Below are 21,294 nucleotides of genomic sequence, written 5' to 3'. Positions count from 1 at the left end.
CGTTATACGTTGTTTACGCTTTGAGGAATCCACGATGAGTGAGGCAGAAGCCCGCCCGAGTAACTTTATTCGTCAGATCATCGATGAAGATCTGGCCAGTGGTAAGCACACCACGGTGCATACGCGTTTCCCGCCGGAGCCAAACGGCTACCTGCACATTGGTCACGCTAAATCGATCTGCCTGAACTTTGGCATCGCCCAGGATTACCAGGGACAGTGCAACCTGCGTTTCGATGACACCAACCCAGTAAAAGAAGACATCGAATACGTTGAGTCGATCAAAAACGACGTGCAGTGGCTGGGCTTCAACTGGTCTGGCGATATCTGCTACTCCTCTGACTATTTCGATCGGCTGTACGCCTATGCGGTTGAGTTGATCAACAAAGGTCTGGCCTACGTTGACGAGCTGTCTGCTGACGAAATCCGTGAGTATCGCGGTACGCTGACTCAGCCTGGCAAAAACAGCCCGTTCCGCGATCGCAGCGTGGAAGAGAACCTGGCGCTGTTTGAAAAAATGCGCGCCGGCGGCTTCGAAGAAGGTAAAGCGTGCCTGCGCGCCAAAATCGATATGGCGTCACCGTTCATCGTGATGCGCGACCCGGTGCTGTACCGCATTAAGTTCGCGGAACACCATCAGACCGGCAATAAGTGGTGCATCTACCCGATGTACGACTTCACCCACTGCATCAGCGATGCGCTGGAAGGCATTACGCACTCTCTGTGCACGCTGGAGTTCCAGGACAACCGTCGTCTGTACGACTGGGTGCTGGATAACATCACGATCCCCGTGCATCCGCGTCAGTACGAGTTCTCTCGCCTGAATCTGGAATACACCGTGATGTCCAAGCGTAAGCTGAACCTGCTGGTAACCGACAAGCACGTTGAAGGCTGGGACGATCCGCGCATGCCGACCATCTCGGGCCTGCGTCGTCGTGGTTATACTGCCGCGTCCATTCGCGAGTTCTGCAAACGTATCGGCGTCACCAAGCAGGACAACACCATTGAGATGGCCTCTCTGGAATCCTGCATTCGTGAAGATCTGAACGAAAACGCGCCTCGCGCGATGGCGGTTATCGATCCGGTGAAGCTGGTCATCGAAAACTATCACGGCGGCAGCGAAATGGTCTCTATGCCAAACCATCCGAACAAACCGGAAATGGGCACCCGTGACGTGCCGTTCAGCGGTGAAATCTGGATCGATCGCGCTGACTTCCGTGAAGAAGCGAACAAGCAGTACAAGCGTCTGGTGCTGGGCAAAGAGGTTCGCCTGCGCAACGCCTACGTGATCAAAGCCGAGCGCGTGGAGAAGGATGCAGAAGGTAACATCACGACTATCTTTTGTACCTATGATGCAGAGACGCTGAGCAAAGATCCGGCGGATGGACGTAAAGTGAAGGGCGTTATTCACTGGGTGAGCGCGACGCACGCGCTGCCGGTTGAGATCCGCCTGTACGATCGCCTGTTCAGCGTGCCGAACCCTGGCGCGGCGGAAGACTTCCTCGCCACCATCAACCCGGAATCGCTGGTCATCAAACAGGGCTACGCGGAACCGTCTCTGAAAGCCGCTGAAGCCGGTAAAGCGTTCCAGTTCGAACGTGAAGGTTACTTCTGCCTGGACAGCCGCTACAGCACGGCTGAAAAACCGGTATTTAACCGTACCGTGGGTCTGCGCGATACCTGGACTAAGATCGGCGAATAATAACGCTGCACTGGTCAATGAGAAACAAACGCCGCGTAATGCGGCGTTTTTTTATTTAACGATCATGTCGTTAAGCAAAGGGGGAAAAAGTATAAATAAAAAATGCAGGTCAACGTGGTGCTACTTATTTTTTTGAAAAAAGTTTCTCTGTTTATGAAAAACTGAATCCGCTTAAAATAAATTCTTCATTACCTTGTTACTTACTGAAAACGCGTCTGTTCCCCGCCAGCGCTCACTCCGCGGTAATTGTTACAAGCCGCTACGAAATATGTGCACTTCGTCATAATACTGACTTTTGCCTCATTAAAAGCATTGATAATTCGCGTCGCGAAAAATAACCTAAAGACGGTAGTTAATTCGAGGGTATTTCTGACTACCCCTGACCGTTTGGTCTTTTTATTTTTCGCCGTTTAAGGCGTTTTAATTCGTCAAAGAGGAATAATCTATGCGTACGTTCAGTGGCAAACGTAGTGCGCTGGCGCTGGCTATCGCCGGTGTGACAGCAATGTCGGGTCTGGTGGTTGCGCCAGAAGCAAAAGCAGCCGGTTTCATCGAAGATTCTACCCTCACGGGCGGTATTTATTACTGGCAGCGTGAGCGTGACCGTAAAGACGTCACTGAAGATAAATACAAAACCAACCTTTCTCACTCCACCTGGAACGCCAATCTGGATTTCCAGTCGGGATATGCCGCCGATATGTTCGGTCTGGATATTGCGGCATTTACGGCAATTGAAATGGCGGAAAATGGTGACAGCGGCCACCCGAATGAAATTGCTTTCTCCTCCAGCAACAAAGCTTATAAAGAAGACTGGTCCGGGGATAAAAGCGGCATCAGCCTGTATAAAGCGGCTGCGAAATTCAAATATGGCCCGGTCTGGGCGCGTGGTGGTTATATTCAGCCAACCGGCCAGACGCTGTTAGCCCCGCACTGGAGCTTTATGCCGGGTACCTATCAGGGGGCGGAAGCTGGCGCTAATTTTGACTACGGCGATGCGGGTGCGCTGAGCTTCTCCTATATGTGGACCAACGAGTACAAAGCGCCGTGGCACATTGAGATGGACAAGTTCTATCAAAACGATAAAAAAACAAAGGTCGACTATCTCCACTCGCTCGGCGCGAAGTATGACTTCAAAAACGATCTGGTGCTGGAAGCCGCCTTTGGTCAGGCTGAAGGCTATATCGATCAGTATTTTGCGAAAGCCAGCTACAAATTTGATATCGCAGGCAGCCCGCTGAGCACCAGCTACCAGTTCTACGGTACGCGCGATAAGGTCAGCGATGGCGGCGTAAATGATATCTATGACGGTACGGCCTGGCTGCAGGCGCTGACCTTCGGCTACAAGGTAGGCCAGGTCGATTTGCGTCTGGAAGGGACGTGGGTGAAGGCAGAAGGGCAGCAGGGCTACTTCCTGCAGCGTATGACGCCAACCTACGCCTCCTCCAACGGTCGCCTGGACATCTGGTGGGATAACCGCTCTGACTTCAACGCCGACGGTGAAAAAGCGGTCTTCTTCGGCGCGATGTATGACCTGAAGAACTGGAACCTGCCGGGCTGGGCTGTAGGGGCATCCTACGCGTACGCCTGGGACGCGAAGCCGGGGGATATGGCGACGCCGGACGCTTACTACGATCCGAACTACCGTCTGAAGGAGTCTTCATACAGTCTGGATGCGATTTACACCCTTCAGGAAGGCCGGGCGAAAGGCACGATGTTTAAGCTGCACTTCACCCAGTATGACAACCACTCCGATATCCCGAGCTACGCGGGCGGTTACGGCAACATCTTCCAGGATGAACGTGACGTGAAGTTCATGGTCATCGCGCCATTCACCATCTTCTGATGAAGAGTCCGGCGGGTTAGCTCCCGCCGAACCGGAGACTAAATATGATGAAAAAAATCGTAATCGTCGCGCTGCTGGCATCGGGGCTGGTGGCGTGCGCGCAGGAACCGGCGCCAAAGGAAGATTCTCGCCTGAAGGAGGCGTATAGCGCCTGCATCAATACCGCGCAAGGCTCGCCTGAGAAGATTGAAGCCTGCCAGAGCGTGCTGGACGTGCTGAAAAAAGACAAGGCGCACGAGCAGTTCGCCAAGCAGGAAACCGTTCGCGTGATGGACTATCAGGCCTGCATTCAGGCGCGTAAAACGGGTAACGATCAGGAAGTGGCGAAGCGTTGCGACAAGATTTGGGAAGACATTCGAAGCAATAACGGTAAGTAACCTGCTGTTATCCTCCCCGGTGGCGCTGCGCCACCGGGCTTTTTTTGGGCAAAAAAAAGCCAACCTTTCGGCTGGCTCAGAGTATGAACGCTAACTTATTTTGCGTCGTGCGCGTGTTCATTTTCGCGGCAATCACCTTCAGCGCAGTGACCGTACAGGTACAGGCTATGGTTAGTCAGGCGGATGCCATGACGGGCGGCGATTTCACGCTGGCGTGATTCAATGGAATCATCGCTAAATTCAATGACCTTGCCGCAATCGAGGCAGATCAGGTGATCGTGGTGGTGCTGCTGAGTCAGCTCGAACACGGATTTACCGCCTTCGAAATTATGACGAGTAACAATGCCCGCGTCATCGAACTGGTTCAGCACACGATAGACGGTTGCCAGCCCAATCTCTTCACCCATATCGATAAGACGCTTGTAAAGGTCTTCCGCACTGACATGGTGATTGTCTGGCCCCTGAAGCACTTCAAGGATTTTTAACCGAGGAAGCGTTACTTTCAGGCCAGCTTTCTTTAATGCGGTATTGTTGTCAGTCATGCGGAATCTGTCCTGTTGCTAAACGATTCACTTCTAAAGAAGAAGTGACAGAAAATGCACTTGGGATAATGCGTCTCATTATAGAACTGCCATGGCTAAATGAAAACTGCAAGTCTCAAGCAAAGTATGCTTATAAAAACGTGGTATCACCAACAAACTTGTTCGATGGCACCCACTTTTTACCAGGGGGATATTGTACAGGTCTGAACGAAAAAGTTAAAAGTTTGTAGCAATTAATTTAATCGGTATAACCTGGAAAACGGGCGCAACCGGAGCTGCGCCGCAGGGAAATCAGGCGTTAAGAATGTCGTCCAGGTTCAGCTCTTCGCGGATCTGCTTAACCCATTTTTCAACACGCTCAGCGGTAAGCTCTGGCTGACGGTCTTCGTCAATCGCCAGGCCAACGAAGTGATCGTCATCTGCCAGGCCTTTAGAGGCTTCGAAGTGATAACCCGCCGTTGGCCAGTGGCCGACAATTGCCGCACCGCGTGGCTCAATGATGTCGCGAATGGTGCCCAGCGCATCACAGAAGTATTCAGCATAGTCTTCCTGATCGCCACAGCCGAACAGGGCAACCAGCTTGCCGTTGAAGTCGACTTCTTCCAGCGTCGGGAAGAAATCATCCCAGTCACACTGCGCTTCACCGTAGTACCAGGTCGGGATGCCCAGCAGCAGGATGTCATAGCCCTCGAGATCTTCTTTGCTGCTCTTGGCGATGTCATGCACATCAGCAACGTCTTTACCGAGCTGTTTTTGAATGTTTTTTGCGATATTTTCAGTATTGCCGGTATCACTGCCAAAGAAAATGCCGATGATTGCCATGAGTAAAATAACCTCTTGAAACTTAATGGTATGGTGGCGCAAATTGTCCACGGATAAGGGCAATAATAGCAGAACTGGCAACCCTGCGGAAACAGCTATCACGCAGGACTGCACTCTGTGCTACATGAAAAGGGTAATATTGGGGATTTTCTGAGTTACGCCTTGCCGCGTAAGGCCTCAAGTTGGGCGATCAGCATCTCTTCGATCAGTTCGCTGCGGCTGATGTTGCGCGCGTCAGCCAGCTCGTTAAGCGCATCGACGGCATCGGCATTCAGCTTCAGTTCGACACGCTTAAGCCCACGATTTTTATCGCGTTTAAGCTGGTTGCGTTTATTAATACGCAGCTGTTCATCACGCGAAAGCGGATTCGTTTTCGGTCGTCCCGGTCGACGCTCATTCGCGAACAGATCTAGTGTCGTACGGTCCGTTTGTTCTTTGGCCATGATTCTGAGACTTCGGGGGAAACACGCCGCCCTGCTAATGCCCGGGCGATAAGCGCGCCATCATACATCACCCAAATCCACACGCCAACGACTGGAAGCCCGTCGTCTTCCGGTCGCTGGCTTTTTAATCAATTCGCAGTATCAGTGAGATAGCGACGAATGGCGCGCAGTACGGCATCCGGTTTTTCCGCGTGCACCCAGTGCCCGGCGCCGGCAATCACGTGGGCGCGAGCCTGCGGGAACTGCGCCAGCAGCGTGTCGCGGTACGCGTCAGTGACGTAGGGGGAGTTACCGCCACGGATAAAGAGGGTAGGGTGCGGCCAGGCGGGTACATTCTCCCAGCCCACGATGTGCGAATATTGATCCCACAGCACCGGCACGTTAAAGCGCCATTGTCCGTCCACAAACGATTTCAACAGGAACTGCACCACGCCCTCTTCATCAAGATGGTCGCGCATAACGGTAGCCGCCTGCTGGCGGGTGGAAGCGCCTGACGCCGTCACGGCGCCGATCGCAGCAAAAATTTCATCGTGGCGACGAACGTCGTAATTGACGGGCGCAACGTCAATGACCACCAGCCCGGAGATGCGCTCGGGCGCGAGCGCGGTGAGCGCCATCACCGCCTTGCCGCCCATTGAGTGCCCGATGAGCGTCGCTGTCTGGATATCGTTCGCATCCAGCGTGTCCAGCAGATCCTGCGCCATGGCCGCATAGGTCATCTCCTCTGAACGCCCGGAAAGACCGTGGTTTCGCATATCAACCTGAAGAATTTCATGATCGGTAACCAAATCGCGCGCCAGCACGCCCAGGTTATCCAGGCTGCCAAACAGACCGTGAACCAGTACGATGGGAGAATTATTGTTCGGCGATTGTGCAGTTTGCGCTCGGGTATTCAATTTCATGGCAAAGTTCTTTTTTTAGGTTTGTCAGGTTAGGGTATCATGTTGACCATTCTGCCGCCCGGGGGCAAGGATCCAGTTTAATCCGACTTTTGCCGCCAACCTGGTTTGACGCTATCCGCTGTTGGGATTAGACCTTATAATCTCAATGACTTGTATTCAGATAAGATATCGCACTGGATTAAGATGAAAACAATCGAAGTTGATGACGAACTCTATCAGTATATTGCCAGCCAGACGCGGCATATTGGGGAGAGCGCGTCCGACATTTTACGGCGCATGCTTAAAATTTCCGCCGCCTCACAGCCCGCTTCTGTTTCTAAAGATGTCGTGTCTCAGCCGAGCGTTGTCGCACAAGTAAAACCTGCCGTCATGCCGGCTAAAGACAAAGTGCGCGCTATGCGCGAGCTGCTGCTGTCGGATGAATATGCAGAGCAGAAAAAGGCGGTTAACCGCTTTATGCTGGTGCTGTCTACACTTTACTCACTGGATAACAAAGCGTTTGCTGAGGCGACAGAGTCGCTCCACGGTCGTACTCGCGTTTACTTCGCCGGCGACGAGCAGACGCTGCTGCAAAATGGCAATCAAACCAAACCCAAACACGTTCCCGGTACACCATACTGGGTGATCACCAATACCAATACGGGCCGCAAGTGCAGCATGATCGAACATATCATGCAGTCCATGCAGTTCCCGGCGGAGTTGATCGAAAAGGTTTGCGGTACAATTTAACCCTTGCATCAGAAGGACCAGGCAATGGCAAATCACAGCCGTGCAGGCCAACCTGCACAACAACGCGATTTGATTAACGTCGCTCAGCTGACCGCACAGTACTACGTGCTGAAACCGGTTCTGGGCAACGCAGAACACGCAGTGAAGTTTGGTACATCTGGCCACCGCGGCAGCGCGGCGCGCCACAGCTTTAACGAACCGCACATTCTGGCCATTGCTCAGGCCATCGCGGAAGAGCGCGCCAAAAATGGCGTCACCGGTCCGTGCTACGTTGGGAAAGATACTCACGCCCTGTCTGAACCCGCTTTTATCTCGGTGCTGGAAGTGCTGGCGGCGAACGGCGTGGACGTGATTGTTCAGGAGAACAACGGCTTTACGCCAACGCCTGCGGTTTCTAACGCCATTCTGGTACACAACAAAAAAGGCGGCGCGCTGGCTGACGGTATCGTTATCACCCCGTCCCACAACCCGCCGGAAGATGGCGGTATCAAATACAACCCGCCGAACGGTGGTCCGGCAGACACCAACGTCACGAAAGTGGTGGAAGATCGCGCGAACGCGCTGCTGGCTAATGGCCTGGACGGCGTGAAGCGTATCTCCCTGGATGAAGCCATGGCCTCCGGTCATGTGAAAGAGCAGGATCTGGTGCAGCCGTTTGTGGAAGGGCTGGCGGATATCGTTGATATGGCCGCGATCCAGAAAGCCGGCCTGAAGCTGGGCGTGGATCCGCTGGGCGGCTCCGGTATTGAATACTGGAAGCGTATTGCCGAGCACTACAAGCTGGATCTCACCATCGTGAACGATCACGTCGACCAGACCTTCCGCTTTATGCATCTGGATAAAGACGGCGCGATCCGTATGGACTGCTCCTCTGAATGCGCAATGGCTGGCCTGCTGGCGCTGCGCGACAAATTCGACCTGGCGTTTGCTAACGATCCGGATTACGACCGCCACGGTATCGTTACCCCTGCCGGGCTGATGAACCCTAACCACTATCTGGCCGTTGCGATCAACTACCTGTTCCAGCATCGTCCGCAGTGGGGCAAAGAGGTCGCCGTCGGTAAAACGCTGGTTTCCTCCGCGATGATCGACCGCGTGGTCGACGCGCTGGGTCGCAAGCTGGTGGAAGTGCCGGTGGGCTTTAAGTGGTTTGTAGACGGTCTGCACGACGGCAGCTTCGGCTTTGGCGGTGAAGAGAGCGCGGGAGCATCCTTCCTTCGCTTCGACGGCACCCCATGGTCAACCGATAAAGACGGCATCATCATGTGCCTGCTGGCCGCGGAAATCACCGCTGTCACCGGCAAGAACCCGCAGGAGCATTACAACGAGCTGGCGGAACGTTTTGGTGCGCCAAGCTACAACCGTATTCAGGCTGGCGCGACCTCTGCCCAGAAGGCGGCCCTGTCCAAACTCTCTCCGGAGATGGTCAGCGCAAGCACGCTGGCGGGTGACCCGATCACCGCGCGTCTGACGGCGGCACCGGGCAACGGCGCGTCCATCGGCGGTCTGAAGGTGATGACTGAAAACGGCTGGTTCGCGGCGCGTCCATCCGGTACGGAAGATGCGTACAAAATCTACTGCGAAAGCTTCCTCGGCGCTGAGCACCGCCAGCAGATTGAGAAAGAAGCGGTTGAGATTGTCAGTGAAGTGCTGAAAAACGCGTAAGTGGTGTTTGGTGCGGGCTGGTGCCCTCACCCCGGCCCTCTCCCACAGGGAGAGGGGGAAAACATGGAAAACGGCAACCTCAGGGTTGCCGTTTTGCTTTTACCTAGCCGTGCTTATTCTTTAGTTCAAATCTCGGCGACACCAGACCGTACAGCGTCCAGCCCATAAATGTCACCATCGCGCCGTACAGCATCGCTTCCTGACCGGACGAGTAGAGCGCGTAGAAGCTGTAAATCGCCCCCGTCAGCGCCACAATATTTGCCGCCCGGGCCTTTCGCGGATCCACTTTCGCCACCTTCTGAATAATCACCAGCGCCGCCATCGACAGAATGTAAGGAATGATGTTCGTTACTACCGCCAGGTTGACCAGCACGTTGAACTGGCTGTTCAGCGACGGGCTGATGGTCATTAACGACAGGCCGCTCTGGACAATCGCAATGGCCAGCATGCCCTGCACCGGCGCATCGGCTTTTGTCACCCGGGAGAAGATTTTCGGGAAGTAGCCTTCGTCAGCCGAAGATTTAAACACCTGTGCGATGGTGAACTGCCAGCCGAGGAGCGAGCCGCAGCAGGACATCACCATCAGCCCCATGATGACTTTCCCCACCTCCGGGTTGAACATCTTCGCGAAGGCCAGCCCGAACGGTGCCGTGGAGTTTGCCAGATCCGCGTTTGGCACAATCCCCGCAATCACGTTAGTGGAGATGATGTAGATCACCGCCGCGCCCAGCGTTCCGCCGAGCACCGCGATGGGGACATTTTTCTCCGGATTTTCCACCACTTCAGCGTTTGCGCAGGCCGACTCCAGGCCGAGGAAGGCCCACAGCGTCATGGCGATAGAAGACCCGACTGCGGAAAAGAACGGCACGTGGTGCGGGTTCCAGGAATTCGCGTACAGCGTCGGGCTGAACCAGAACCAGCCGATAACGCACAGGCCGACCACAGGGATGATCACGCCCCAGACGGTGATGCTGCTGAGCTGTCCGGTGATGCGCGCGCCGCCGAAGTTGGCGACGGTGCAGATCCACAGCACGCCGATGGTGGCTAAACCAATCTGTACCGGACTGAGCGTCGCGCCAAACAGCTCCGTGCCGTAGCCGACGGCGGAAATAGCAATCGCCACGTTAGCGATCAGCAGCGATACGCCGTAGGTGTAGTTGGCCATAAAGTTACCGGACTTGCCGAACGCATATTCGGCGTAGCCGCCCATGCCGCCTGACTTGCGGCTGAACATTCCACACTTGGCAAACGCCCACGCCAGCGCCATCGATCCCACGGCGGTGACCAGCCAGGAGATAATCGAAATCGTCCCCACTTCGGCGAGCTTGGTGGGCAGCATGATGATCCCGGACCCCATCATGTTCACCATGGTGAGAATTGTCAGCTGCACCACGCCCATCTTGTTGGCCTTACTCATACTTTTTCTCCTTTCAGCAGCGCGGGCTGAGCGGCAGGTTGTTTAATGACGTAGCAGCGCACCTGTTTACGACCGTCACGCTCCTCGACGTACACGCCCTGTAGCTCCGGCGCAAAGCCCGGCAGCAGATTGATCCCGTCCTCCAGCGCGGCAAAGTAGCGCAGCACGGAACCGCCCCAGACTTCCCCCGGAACCACGCACAGCACCCCCGGTGGGTAAGGGAGCGCCCCCTCCGCGGCGATACGGCCTTCTGCATCGCGCAGGGAAACCAGCTCGACTTCTCCGCGCAGGTAGGCGTAGTTCGCCTCCTGCGGGTTCATCATCACGCGCGGGAAGTGGGACTTGCGGAACATCTCTTTTTGCAGCTGCTTGACGTTATGGCGGGCATAGAGGTCGTGCATCTCCTGGCAAATCTGGCGCAGAGTGTAATTCGCGTAACGTTCCGGATGCTGCTTATAAAGAGAGGGGAGAACCGCTTTCAGCGGCGCATCGCTCTGGAGCAGCTTTTCGAAGCGCACCAGCTGGGCGACCAGCTGCTGCAGTTTGCCCATGTCCTCCGCCGGGGTGAGCAGGAAAAGAATGGAGTTGAGGTCGCATTTTTCCGGCACGATGCCGTTTTCACGCAGGAAGTTGGCAAGGATAGTGGCGGGCACGCCGAAATCGTCATACTCGCCGGTGCGGGCGTTTATTCCCGGCGTGGTCAGCAGCAGCTTGCACGGATCGATAAAATACTGGTGCTCGGCGTAGCCTTCAAAAGCGTGCCAGCGCTCACCCGGCACGAAGTGGAAGAAGCGCAAATCCGTCGCGATCTCCGCCGTGTCCCAGCTTTCCCACGCCCTGCCGTCAACCGTTTCAGGGACGAAAGGACGAATAAACTGGCAATTTTCCAGGATCAGCTTGCGCGCCTCGATGCCCGTCACCACGCAGTCCATCCACATATTACGGCCGCTTTGCCCCTCATGCATGCGGGCGTTGATGTCCAGCGCGGCAAACAGCGGGTAAAACGGGCTGGTGGAGGCGTGCATCATAAAGGCGTTGTTGAGGCGCTTGTGCGGGACATAGCGCGGCTGGCCTTTGATGTGGCTGTCCTTCTTGTGGATCTGCGAGGTTTGCGAGAATCCCGCCTGCTGCTTATGCACGGACTGGGTAACCAGGATCCCCGGATCGTTCTCGTTCAGCTCCAGCAGCAGCGGCGAGCAGTCGGCCATCATCGGGATAAACTGCTCGTAGCCGACCCACGCAGAGTCAAACAGAATGTAGTCACACAGGTGGCCAATGTTATCCACCACCTGACGGGCGTTATAAATGGTGCCGTCGTAGGTGCCCAGCTGGATCACCGCCAGACGGAACGGACGTGCGTCGCGCGCGCGGTCCGGCGCAACCTCCGACACCAGCTCACGCAGGTAGCTCTCCTCAAAGCAGCGTGCATCAATACCGCCGATAAAGCCGTACGGGTTGCGCGCCGTTTCCAGGTACACCGGCGTTGCACCCGCCTGCAACAGCGCGCCGTGGTGATTAGACTTGTGGTTATTACGATCGAAAAGCACCAGATCGCCTGGGGTGAGCAGGGCGTTCAGCACCACCTTATTGGAGGAGGAGGTGCCGTTCAGCACGAAGTAGGTTTTGTCAGCGTTAAAGACTTTTGCCGCATGCTGCTGGGCGATGCACGGCGCGCCTTCGTGGATCAGCAGGTCGCCCATTGCCACGTCGGCGTTGCACAGATCGGAGCGAAAAAGCGTTTCGCCAAAGAAATCAACAAACTGATTGCCGGCAGGATGGCGGCGGAAGAACTGACCTCCCTGATGCCCGGGACAGTCAAACGCGCTGTTGCCCTGCTGGACGTAATCGACCAGCGCGCGGAAGAACGGGGGACGAAGCTGGGTTTCGTATTTCTGCGCGGCCGCTTCCAGCTGGCGTCCGTAGAACGCACTGCAGCTGTCGGCGTACTCAAAAACGCCGTGAATACGCGACAAAAATTCAGCCGGAACCATTTCTTCCTTATGCGTGGCAATAAACACCGGGATGCCAAATCCCGTGGCCTCTATCTCTTCAATTGCGCCAGTGAAAATATCGCTGACGGCCAGAACCACGGCCGCCACGTCAATATAATCCGAAGCGTTAACGTCCACCATTTCGCGCTGGGTAGTAAAACATTCAGGACAGGCACGGCTGACGGCAATTTTTAATTTTTTCATCTTTCTCTCTTTATTCAGGCAATATTGATCCCTCGACTTCTTATGAGAAAGAAATCGATTGTTTCCGGAAAAAAAAGCAAAGCGTGACCGCTGATACGGAAATCAGTTATTTGCTTTTTGCTGAGTGAAATTCAGTCCGCCCGGATGCGGAGAATCTGAATTACAAGAAATGAGCGCAGGTGTTCACAGGCAACAGCCTGTAAAATCGCGTGTTTCAGGATGACCTGTAAGCAGATGCGCCAGAAGTCGAAGGACTACCGGGCGTTAAAGAGGTGAAAGTCAAAACAGTTTCGGTGGGCAAACATCATGATATGCGTTGTCCGCCTTATATGGGGCATTAAACGGTTATTGTTTTCCATGTTCAGTTTCCTTTCAGTAATTGAAAGCATGGTCATTTTATCCGGTAAAAAGCGATTAACTGTGAATTAGATCACCCTTAACCGATCATTGCAGAAATAATTAGTCGTTTTTTATGAATAATGCAGATCAAAATGCTGTTTTGTTGATTTCATGTTAATTGAGTGTTTTCTTTGTGTTTTTAATAGCCGTGCGTAGCCATAAAAATAAACTTGTCGCTATTTTTATGGCTTATTAAGATGACGCGGAGGGATTACCGAAAATAAGTCTGAATACTTATTCAGATCATAAAACGATAGCCGATACCGGTTTCTGTTAATAAATGACGAGGGCGCGCGGGGTCGGCTTCAAGCTTCTGGCGAAGGTGCCCCATATAAATGCGTAAATAGTGACTATGTTCGACAGCATTCGGTCCCCAGACCTGGCTTAACAGCTGTCGCTGGGTCAACACTTTTCCATGGTTATTGAGCAGCACGGCCAGAAGACGAAACTCTATAGGCGTAAGGTGTATCTCTTCGTCTCCCCGCAGGATGCGGCGGGCGGCAAGATCGACCCGGATATCGCCAAAGGTATATACCGGATCGGAAGGCGCGGTGGCGCTGTGGCGACGCAATGCGACGCGAAGCCGCGCCTGCAGCTCGCCAATGCCAAACGGCTTAATCAGGTAATCATCCGCGCCGGCATCCAGCGCGGCGATTTTATCCGTCTCTTCGGTGCGGGCAGAGAGCACCAGAATCGGCATCTGGCTCCACTGACGCACCTCGCGAATAAAATCAATGCCGTCGCCATCCGGTAGCCCCAGGTCCAGGATAACCAGGTCCGGCTTGCGGGTCGCGGCTTCGATTAACCCACGTTGAAGCGTACCGGCTTCGTGAACGCGCAAACCGTCGCCTTCCAGCGCGGTGCGCAGAAATCGACTGATAGCGAGCTCATCTTCAACAATCAGAACGTTAATCACAAATCCTCTGGCAATTCATCAAGTTCTGGTGGGGTTTCAAGAGGAAGTGTAACACAAAAGCGGGCGCCGCCTTCCGGACGGTTTTCGGCCGAAATGGTGCCACCATGCACGTCGACGATGGCCTGGCAGATCGCCAGCCCCAGCCCAACGCCCGGAATAGCAGACTCCTTACTGCCGCGCGCGAATTTATCAAAAATGGCGTGTTCCTGGCCAGCGGGAATGCCCGGCCCGGTATCCCAGACTTCAAGCCGCAGCGCCTGAGCGTCCATCGCGGCAGTAATGCCAATCTGCGCCTTTGCTCCGGCATATTTCGCGGCATTTTCCAGCAGGTTGATCAGCACCCGCTCAAACAGAGGGCCATCAACGTGAATTAACGTCAGGGGATCCGGCATGTTCAGTTCAATATGGCGTCCGCCCAGCCCCGGCTCCAGCATCTTCAGCGCACTCCCGACGACCTCCTCAAGCGTGAGCCACTCTTTTTTGAGGTTAAACCCGCCGGACTGAATGCGCGCCATGTCCAGCAGGTTATTCACCAGACGCGTGGTATTCAGCACGTGCTGGCGAATTTCACTGGCGTGCATCGCATGCTTTGACCCTTCCGCCGCGAGATCCAGCGTAAGAATTTCGGACTGACCGAACAGCACGGTGAGCGGGGTGCGTAAATCGTGGGACAGCGCCGCCAGCAGCGAATTGCGAATGCTTTCGCGCTCGCTTGCCAGACGCGCCTGCTCTTCGCTGGCCGTGAGCGCCAGCCGCTCAAGGGCGCTGGCAACCAGCAGCGTGAAGGTTTCCAGCAGGCGCTGCTGCTCGGGGATCATCAGCTGGCGCAGGTTAGACGGCTCCACGATGACCAGCCCGTGATTTTTATCCGCGCTGCGCAGCGGCAGGATCTGGTAAGGCACGCCGGGTAGGGTGTCGGTCCCGGCACCGGCAGGTAACCCCTTATCGAAACTCCAGCGGGCAATGGCTTCATCCCACGGCGTCATGCCCGAGGAGGAGGTGAGGGGGCGAAGATGCCCCTGCTCGTCGGGAAGCAAAATCAGATTACCGGCATGAAACGTCGAGCGGATAAACTGCTCGCTGGTCTGGACGATATCCAGCGGCGTGCGGCCCACCGCCAGCGATTTTGACATCTCGTACAGATGGCGCGTGCGCTGCTCGCGGTAGCGGGCAATGCGGGCCTGGTAGCGTACCCCCGCCGTCAGATTCCCAATCACCAGCCCGACGGTAAGCATCACCGCAAAGGTCAGAATGTACTGCACGTCCGAGACGGCGAGCGTCCCTCGCGGGGCAATGAAGAACAGATCGAAGCTGACGACGTTGATCACCGTTGCCAGCACCGACGGCCAGCGACCGTAAAAGAGGGCCACCACCACTACGCCCAGGAGATAGATCATGACCAGGTTGGCGGCGTCGAAGGCGATCAGCCACTGGCTGGCGATTACCGTAATCAGGGCGCACAGCACCACGGCAACAAGGCAGCCGCGGATCTGGATCCGCCATTTATCGCCAAAGGTGCGCGCGTCCGGCGCTCGGTTGGGCAGGGGGGCGGGCCTGTCGTCCAGCGCGACGATGACTAAATCAAGATCCGGCGCGCGGCGCGCCAGCCTGTCGGCAAAGGATTCACGGCTAAACCAGCGGCGGTGCTGGCGACGTCCGGTAACAATTTTGCCCAGATTGTGCTCACGCGCGTAGCGCACGATGGCTTTATCCTCCTGCGGATCGGAGAGGGTCGCCGTTTCCGCGCCCAGCTCCTGCGCCAGCCGCAGCGCGCTCAGGATGGCGCGGCGCTGATTTTCCGGCAGGGCGTGAAGCTGTGGCGTTTCGACATACACCGCATGCCAGACGCTGCCAAACTTCGCCGCGAGACGAGCGGCGGTGCGGACCAGCTTTTCATTGCCGCTGCCGTGGCCGATGCACAGCAGAATGGCGTCCCGCGTATGCCAGACGCGCTCCCGCCCCTGCAGATCGCGCCAGGCGCGCATCTGGTCATCAACGCGATCGGCAGTGCGGCGCAGGGCCAGCTCGCGCAGGGCAATCAGGTTGCCTTTGCGGAAAAAATGTTCAATGGCGCGTTCGGCCTGGCCGGCAATATATACCTTGCCCTCGTGCAGGCGCTGGCGCAGATCGTCCGGCGGCAGGTCAACCAGAACCACTTCATCGGCAGAATCGAAAAACGGATCGGGAACGGTCTCCCGCACCTGAATGCCCGTTACGCCGCTCACCACGTCGTTCAGGCTTTCCAGATGCTGAACGTTCACCGTGGTAAAAACGTCAATCCCGGCTTCAAGTAATTCCTCAACGTCCTGCCAGCGCTTCGGGTGACGGGAGCCTGGCGCGTTGCTGTGCGCCAGCTCGTCCATCAGAATCAGGGCGGGACGGCGGGCGAGGGCCGCGTCCAGATCGAACTCCGTCACCAGCCGCCCGCGGTGGCTGATGCGCCGGGGCGGCTGCGTGGCAAGCCCCGTCAGCAGCGCCGCGGTCTCTTTGCGACCGTGGGTTTCAACCACGCCGATGAGAATATCAAGCCCCTGCGCCCGCAGCCGCTGGGCTTCCGTCAGCATGGCGAAGGTTTTCCCGACGCCCGCGCAGGCGCCGAAGAAAATTTTCAGCTTGCCGCGATGGGCTTCAGCCGTCTGTTCAAGCAGCCTGTCCGGATCCGGGCGCATGGGCTCGTCGGTCATTTAGTTTTTCCTTAGCGCGTCCAGCGCCAGATTCAGTTCAACAATGTTCACTACCGGCATGCCGATGACGCTGACCAGCGGCTTTTGCGTGTGCTCTGCGACCAGCTGGCTCACCTGTTCGACGGGCAGCCGGCGGGCGGCGGCCACGCGCGGAATTTGCCAGGCCACCGCTTCCGGCGTCAGGCTGTAGTCCAGGCCGCTCGCGGAGGCGGTGACCAGCTCAATCGGCACCTCCCGGCTGGCCTGCGGGTTCGCGGCGCGCAGGGCGGCAATGCGTTCCGCTACCGCTTTATCCAGCGCGGGATTGCTGCCCGCCAGGTTACTGCCGCCGGACGCCATGGGATTATACGGGCTTTCCGCAGTGGCGGAAGGGCGTCCCTGGAAGTAGCGTGCCTCTGTGAAATTCTGTCCAATCAGGCGCGACCCCCGGTTTTCACCGTTCTGAATAATCAGCGAGCCGTTGGCCCGATCCTGAAACCACCACTGGCCCAGCGCGGTGGTCGCCAGCGGGTAAAGCCCGCCGGTAACCAGAGACAGCAGAATAAACAACAGTATAGCGGGACGTAACATCGTCATTTGATTCACCTTTTAAACCAGCCCGAACAGCGTTAACAGTACGTCGATAACCTTGATGCCGATAAAGGGCACCACCAGCCCGCCGAGACCGTAAACCCACAGGTTGCGGCGCAGCATGGCGGCGGCCGTCAGCGGCTTATAGCTCACCCCCTTCAGCGCCAGCGGGATCAGGAAGACAATAATCAGGGCGTTGAAGATCACCGCGCTCAGAATCGCCGAGGCCGGCGAGTGCAGGTGCATCACGTTCAGGGCATTCAGCTGCGGATAGGTGGCTGCAAAAGCCGCCGGGATAATGGCGAAATACTTCGCCACGTCGTTTGCGATACTGAACGTGGTCAGCGAGCCGCGCGTCATCAGCATTTGCTTCCCGATGTGCACCACCTCGATGAGCTTGGTCGGGTTCGAGTCAAGGTCGACCATGTTGCCCGCCTCTTTTGCCGCCTGGGTGCCGGAGTTCATCGCTACCGCCACGTCGGCCTGCGCCAGCGCCGGGGCATCGTTGGTGCCGTCGCCGGTCATCGCCACCAGACGGCCTTCCGCCTGATACTGGCGGATCAGGGCCAGCTTCGCTTCCGGCGTCGCCTCGGAGAGGAAATCATCCACCCCCGCTTCGGCGGCAATGGCGGCCGCGGTGAGACGGTTATCCCCGGTGATCATCACCGTTTTAATGCCCATCTTCCGCATCTGGGCAAAACGCTCTTTAATACCGCCCTTTACGATATCCTTCAGGGCGATCGCGCCGAGCACGCGGGAACCTTCCGCCACCACCAGCGGGGTTGCCCCCTGTCGCGCGATGCTTTCCACCAATTTGTCGACTTCCGGTGGGAAATGGCCGTTATTCGCCTCAATGTGGCGGCGAATGGCATCAACGGACCCTTTGCGGATCATCCTGTCCTGAATGTTGATCCCGCTCATCCGGGTTTGCGCCGTGAACGGGACGAACGTGGCCTGCAGGCTCTGGACGTCGCGCTGGCGCAGGTTGAAGCGCTGCTTTGCCAGAACCACGATGCTACGACCTTCCGGCGTTTCATCGGCCAGAGACGAGAGCTGCGCCGCGTCGGCCAGCGTTTTTTCATCCACGCCGGGAGCCGGTAAAAATTCGGATGCCTGACGGTTGCCGAGGGTGATGGTGCCGGTTTTATCCAGCAGCAGCACGTCAACGTCGCCCGCCGCCTCAACGGCGCGTCCGCTGGTGGCAATCACGTTCGCGCCCAGCATGCGGCTCATCCCCGCCACGCCAATCGCCGAAAGCAGGCCGCCGATGGTGGTGGGGATCAGGCACACCAGCAGGGCGGCCAGCACGGTGATGCTGACCGCCGTGCCGCCGTAGGCGGAGAAGGGCCACAGGGTTGCCGTTGCCAGCAGGAAGACGATGGTGAGCGCCACCAGCAGGATGGTCAGGGCGATCTCGTTCGGCGTTTTACGGCGCTGTGCCCCTTCCACCATGGCGATCATCCTGTCGAGGAAGGTTTCGCCCGGGTTAACGCTGCACCGGATCACCAGCCAGTCGGAAAGGATGCGCGTTCCGCCGGTGACGGAAGCGAAATCTCCACCCGATTCACGTATAACCGGCGCGGATTCCCCGGTAATGGCGCTTTCGTCAACCGATGCGCCCCCTTCAATCACCTCCCCGTCGCAGGGGATGATGTCGCCCGCTTCCACCAGCACCACATCACCCTTGCGCAGTTCATCTGCCGGGACGCGATCCATCTGCGCGCCGTATTTCGGTTCGCGTAATTTGCGCGCGAAAGCGGTTTTTTTAACCCCTTTCAGGCTGTTGGCCTGCGCCTTACTGCGGCCTTCCGCCAGCGCTTCGGCGAAGTTGGCGAACAGCACGGTAAACCACAGCCACAGGCTGATGGCGGCGGTGAAGGTGGCATTCCCCGACAGTTGACCCGTTCCCATGGCAATCGCCAGCGCGGTGGTGAGTAAACTTCCTATCCAGACGATAAACATCACCGGGTTGTGCCACTGCACGCGCGGGCTCAGTTTTTTCACCGCATCCATGAGGGCCTGACGAACTAACGTCGGTTCGAGCAGGGCCAGTTGTTTACGACTCATGACAAATTCTCCGCAAAATCAGCGTAAAGAGAGAGTTTCCGCGACCGGGCCTAACGCGAGGGCGGGGATAAAGGTCAGGGCGCCCACCAGCAGGACGGTACCCACCAGCAGACCGACAAACAGCGCGCCGTGAGTCGGTAACGTACCGGTAGTGGTCGGCTGAATTTTTTTATTCACCAGCGCTCCGGCGATCGCCATGACGGGAACGATCACGCCGAAACGCCCCACGAACATGCAGAACGCCAGCAGGCAGTTCCAGAATGGCGAGTTGGCGCTCAACCCTGCAAAGGCGCTGCCGTTGTTGTTGGCCGCAGACGATACGGCGTAAAGCACTTCGCTAAAGCCGTGGATGCCGGGGTTGAAGATGCCGCTGCGGCCTGCTTCAGTCATCAGCGCCAGCGCGGTGCCGAGCAGCACGAGGGCAGGGGTAACCAGGATCGCCAGCGCGGTTAATTTCATCTCGCGCACGTCGATTTTTTTACCGAGATACTCAGGCGTGCGGCCAATCATCAGCCCGGCGATAAATACCGCCAGCAGAACGAACAGCAGCATGCCGTACAGACCCGAGCCGACCCCACCGAAGACCACTTCGCCGATCTGCATCAGCCACATCGGGATCATGCCGCCGAGCGCGGTGAAAGAGTCGTGCATGGCGTTCACCGCCCCGCAGGAGGCCGCCGTGGTGACTACCGCATAGAGGCTGCTGGCAAGAATGCCGAAGCGGCTCTCTTTACCTTCCATGTTGATATTGCTGCTGGCCCCGAGCTGCATGAAGTGGCTGTTGCCGTGCCATTCGGCCCACATCACCAGCGCGACGCACACCACGAAGATCGACGACATGGCCCACAGCAGCGTGCGTCCCTGACGGCGATCGTTAACCACATCGCCAAAGGCGAAGCAGAGCGCGGCGGGGATCAGGAAGATCGCCAGCATCTGGACCAGGTTGGTGAGAGCCGTTGGGTTTTCAAACGGATGGGCTGAGTTGGCGTTGAAGAAGCCGCCGCCGTTGGTGCCCAGCATCTTTATCGCTTCCTGCGACGCCACCGGCCCCATCGGCAGGAGGCCACTGGCGCCTTCAAGCGAGGTGTAAGGGGTATAAGGCAGCAGGTTTTGCAGGCTGCCCTGCTGAATAAAGAACAGGGCAATAACCAGCGCCACGGGAACCAGGATCCAGAGGGTGATACGCGTTATATCAACCCAGGCGTTGCCCAGCGTGCCCACATTCTGACGGGCGAAGGCGCGCGTCAGGGCAAAAATAACCGCGATACCGCTGGCCGCAGAGAGAAAGTTTTGCACGGTTAATCCGGCCATCTGGCTGAAATAGCTGAGCGTGGTTTCACCGGCATAGGATTGCCAGTTGGTGTTAGTAACGAAGCTGACCGCGGTGTTTAGCGCCAGATGCCAGGATAAGCCGGGTAGCCGCTGCGGGTTAAGCGGCAGGCTACCCTGAAGCATCAGCATGGCGAATAGGACGACCAGACCCACGATATTCAGAAGCACTATCGCCGTCAGGTATTGCCGCCAGTTCATTTCCCGGTCGCTGACGCCCAGCACGCGCCATAACCCGTTTTCGACGAGGCCCGTGCCCGGCAGGGGCACGTTGTTGATCAGCCGCGCCAGCGCCGTTCCCAGCGGCCTGGCAAGGACAAACAGCACCAGTAAAAAGCCCGCAATAAGCAAAAACGCCTGAGCAGCCATTAGAACGCCTCCGCATTAATCAGGGCATAAACCAGATAACCCAATAACAGGAACACCAGCACAATGCCGGCAATCAGACCTGCACTCACAACCCACCTCCGGGTGACATTTGTATTGGTGCTAACGGTAGGGTTTACGGCGCAAAGATTTCGCAAAAATCCGCGGGGCGGGTGTAAAAAAAGTATAAAAACGAAAAGACCATGATTTAACTATTGATAAGTAAATCGTTAACTTTTTTGTAACTTAATTACGGCGTGAATGTAAATATTCACTAAATGGATGAAATTGAGTGGTCGGATGAGTAGTAAAATTACAAACAAAGCGGT

The 21,294-nt window shown here is 56.7% G+C and carries 18 protein-coding genes and 1 pseudogene; 5 read left to right on the top strand and 14 right to left on the bottom strand.

What is annotated here, in order from left to right:
• The first annotated feature begins 34 nt into the window (after nucleotides 1-34).
• A complete protein-coding gene (glnS, locus tag MOQ06_RS21850; protein WP_242174796.1) occupies nucleotides 35-1,699 on the top strand; it encodes a glutamine--tRNA ligase in 1,665 nt (554 codons plus the stop codon).
• Nucleotides 1,700-1,950: 251 nt separating this feature from the next.
• Here the strand turns inward: glnS and MOQ06_RS21845 are convergent.
• Nucleotides 1,951-2,019, bottom strand: a pseudogene (locus tag MOQ06_RS21845) (hypothetical protein); the annotation flags it as partial.
• A gap of 125 nt (nucleotides 2,020-2,144) precedes the next feature.
• Here MOQ06_RS21845 and chiP point away from each other — a divergent pair.
• The gene (chiP, locus tag MOQ06_RS21840; protein WP_148420829.1) at nucleotides 2,145-3,542 is read left to right on the top strand and encodes a chitoporin; all 1,398 of its coding nucleotides are present in this window, start codon (nucleotides 2,145-2,147) and stop codon (nucleotides 3,540-3,542) included.
• A gap of 47 nt (nucleotides 3,543-3,589) precedes the next feature.
• Entirely contained in the window at nucleotides 3,590-3,919 is a 330-nt protein-coding gene (gene chiQ / locus MOQ06_RS21835) for a ChiQ/YbfN family lipoprotein (RefSeq protein ID WP_193356471.1), read from the top strand.
• Nucleotides 3,920-4,014: 95 nt separating this feature from the next.
• Here chiQ and fur read toward each other — a convergent pair whose 3' ends face one another.
• The 4 genes from fur to ybfF form a co-directional block, all read right to left on the bottom strand.
• Nucleotides 4,015-4,461, bottom strand: coding sequence for a ferric iron uptake transcriptional regulator (gene fur / locus MOQ06_RS21830; RefSeq protein ID WP_003858655.1), 447 nt, complete (start codon nucleotides 4,459-4,461; stop codon nucleotides 4,015-4,017).
• Nucleotides 4,462-4,752: 291 nt separating this feature from the next.
• Entirely contained in the window at nucleotides 4,753-5,283 is a 531-nt protein-coding gene (gene fldA, locus MOQ06_RS21825) for a flavodoxin FldA (RefSeq protein WP_014069353.1), read from the bottom strand.
• 155 nt (nucleotides 5,284-5,438) lie between these two features.
• Nucleotides 5,439-5,726: a LexA regulated protein gene (gene ybfE, locus MOQ06_RS21820; protein WP_148420827.1), complete on the bottom strand. Its 288-nt coding sequence runs from the start codon at nucleotides 5,724-5,726 to the stop codon at nucleotides 5,439-5,441.
• A 128-nt stretch (nucleotides 5,727-5,854) separates the two neighbouring features.
• On the bottom strand, nucleotides 5,855-6,628 hold the full coding sequence (ybfF, locus tag MOQ06_RS21815; RefSeq protein WP_242174795.1) for an esterase: 774 nt from the start codon (nucleotides 6,626-6,628) through the stop codon (nucleotides 5,855-5,857).
• A gap of 183 nt (nucleotides 6,629-6,811) precedes the next feature.
• Here ybfF and seqA point away from each other — a divergent pair, with 183 nt between their 5' ends.
• Both seqA and pgm read left to right on the top strand, forming a co-directional pair.
• Nucleotides 6,812-7,357 (top strand): replication initiation negative regulator SeqA, encoded by a 546-nt coding sequence (gene seqA / locus MOQ06_RS21810; protein WP_148420825.1) that lies wholly within the window; start codon nucleotides 6,812-6,814, stop codon nucleotides 7,355-7,357.
• 24 nt (nucleotides 7,358-7,381) lie between these two features.
• Entirely contained in the window at nucleotides 7,382-9,022 is a 1,641-nt protein-coding gene (gene pgm, locus MOQ06_RS21805) for a phosphoglucomutase (alpha-D-glucose-1,6-bisphosphate-dependent) (RefSeq protein WP_148420824.1), read from the top strand.
• Nucleotides 9,023-9,125: 103 nt separating this feature from the next.
• On the opposite strand, the gene potE is transcribed toward pgm, so the two are convergent.
• From potE to kdpF, 9 genes are all read right to left on the bottom strand, one after another.
• Entirely contained in the window at nucleotides 9,126-10,439 is a 1,314-nt protein-coding gene (potE, locus tag MOQ06_RS21800; protein WP_176610883.1) for a putrescine-ornithine antiporter, read from the bottom strand.
• Nucleotides 10,436-12,634 (bottom strand): ornithine decarboxylase SpeF, encoded by a 2,199-nt coding sequence (gene speF / locus MOQ06_RS21795; RefSeq protein ID WP_242174794.1) that lies wholly within the window; start codon nucleotides 12,632-12,634, stop codon nucleotides 10,436-10,438. Before speF ends, potE begins: the two co-directional genes overlap by 4 nt.
• Before the next feature lie 254 nt (nucleotides 12,635-12,888).
• A complete protein-coding gene (gene speFL / locus MOQ06_RS21790) occupies nucleotides 12,889-12,993 on the bottom strand; it encodes a leader peptide SpeFL (RefSeq protein WP_003858645.1) in 105 nt (34 codons plus the stop codon).
• A gap of 278 nt (nucleotides 12,994-13,271) precedes the next feature.
• Nucleotides 13,272-13,949 carry a two-component system response regulator KdpE gene (gene kdpE / locus MOQ06_RS21785; RefSeq protein ID WP_148420821.1) on the bottom strand — a complete coding sequence of 226 codons (678 nt, stop codon included), beginning with the start codon at nucleotides 13,947-13,949 and terminating at the stop codon, nucleotides 13,272-13,274.
• Nucleotides 13,946-16,633 (bottom strand): two-component system sensor histidine kinase KdpD, encoded by a 2,688-nt coding sequence (gene kdpD / locus MOQ06_RS21780; protein WP_242174793.1) that lies wholly within the window; start codon nucleotides 16,631-16,633, stop codon nucleotides 13,946-13,948. Before kdpD ends, kdpE begins: the two co-directional genes overlap by 4 nt.
• A complete protein-coding gene (gene kdpC / locus MOQ06_RS21775; protein ID WP_242174792.1) occupies nucleotides 16,634-17,209 on the bottom strand; it encodes a potassium-transporting ATPase subunit KdpC in 576 nt (191 codons plus the stop codon).
• Nucleotides 17,210-17,221: 12 nt separating this feature from the next.
• Nucleotides 17,222-19,270, bottom strand: coding sequence for a potassium-transporting ATPase subunit KdpB (gene kdpB, locus MOQ06_RS21770; protein WP_242174791.1), 2,049 nt, complete (start codon nucleotides 19,268-19,270; stop codon nucleotides 17,222-17,224).
• A gap of 18 nt (nucleotides 19,271-19,288) precedes the next feature.
• Entirely contained in the window at nucleotides 19,289-20,968 is a 1,680-nt protein-coding gene (gene kdpA, locus MOQ06_RS21765) for a potassium-transporting ATPase subunit KdpA (RefSeq protein WP_242174790.1), read from the bottom strand.
• Nucleotides 20,968-21,057 (bottom strand): K(+)-transporting ATPase subunit F, encoded by a 90-nt coding sequence (kdpF, locus tag MOQ06_RS21760; RefSeq protein ID WP_014069365.1) that lies wholly within the window; start codon nucleotides 21,055-21,057, stop codon nucleotides 20,968-20,970. Before kdpF ends, kdpA begins: the two co-directional genes overlap by 1 nt.
• Nucleotides 21,058-21,294 lie beyond the last annotated feature (237 nt).

This window comes from Enterobacter sp. I4 (assembly GCF_022669095.1).
GTDB classification, from domain to species: Bacteria; Pseudomonadota; Gammaproteobacteria; order Enterobacterales; family Enterobacteriaceae; genus Enterobacter; species Enterobacter pasteurii.
Note: the sequence above shows the minus strand (reverse complement) of the source record. Positions and strands in the feature narration are given on the sequence as shown.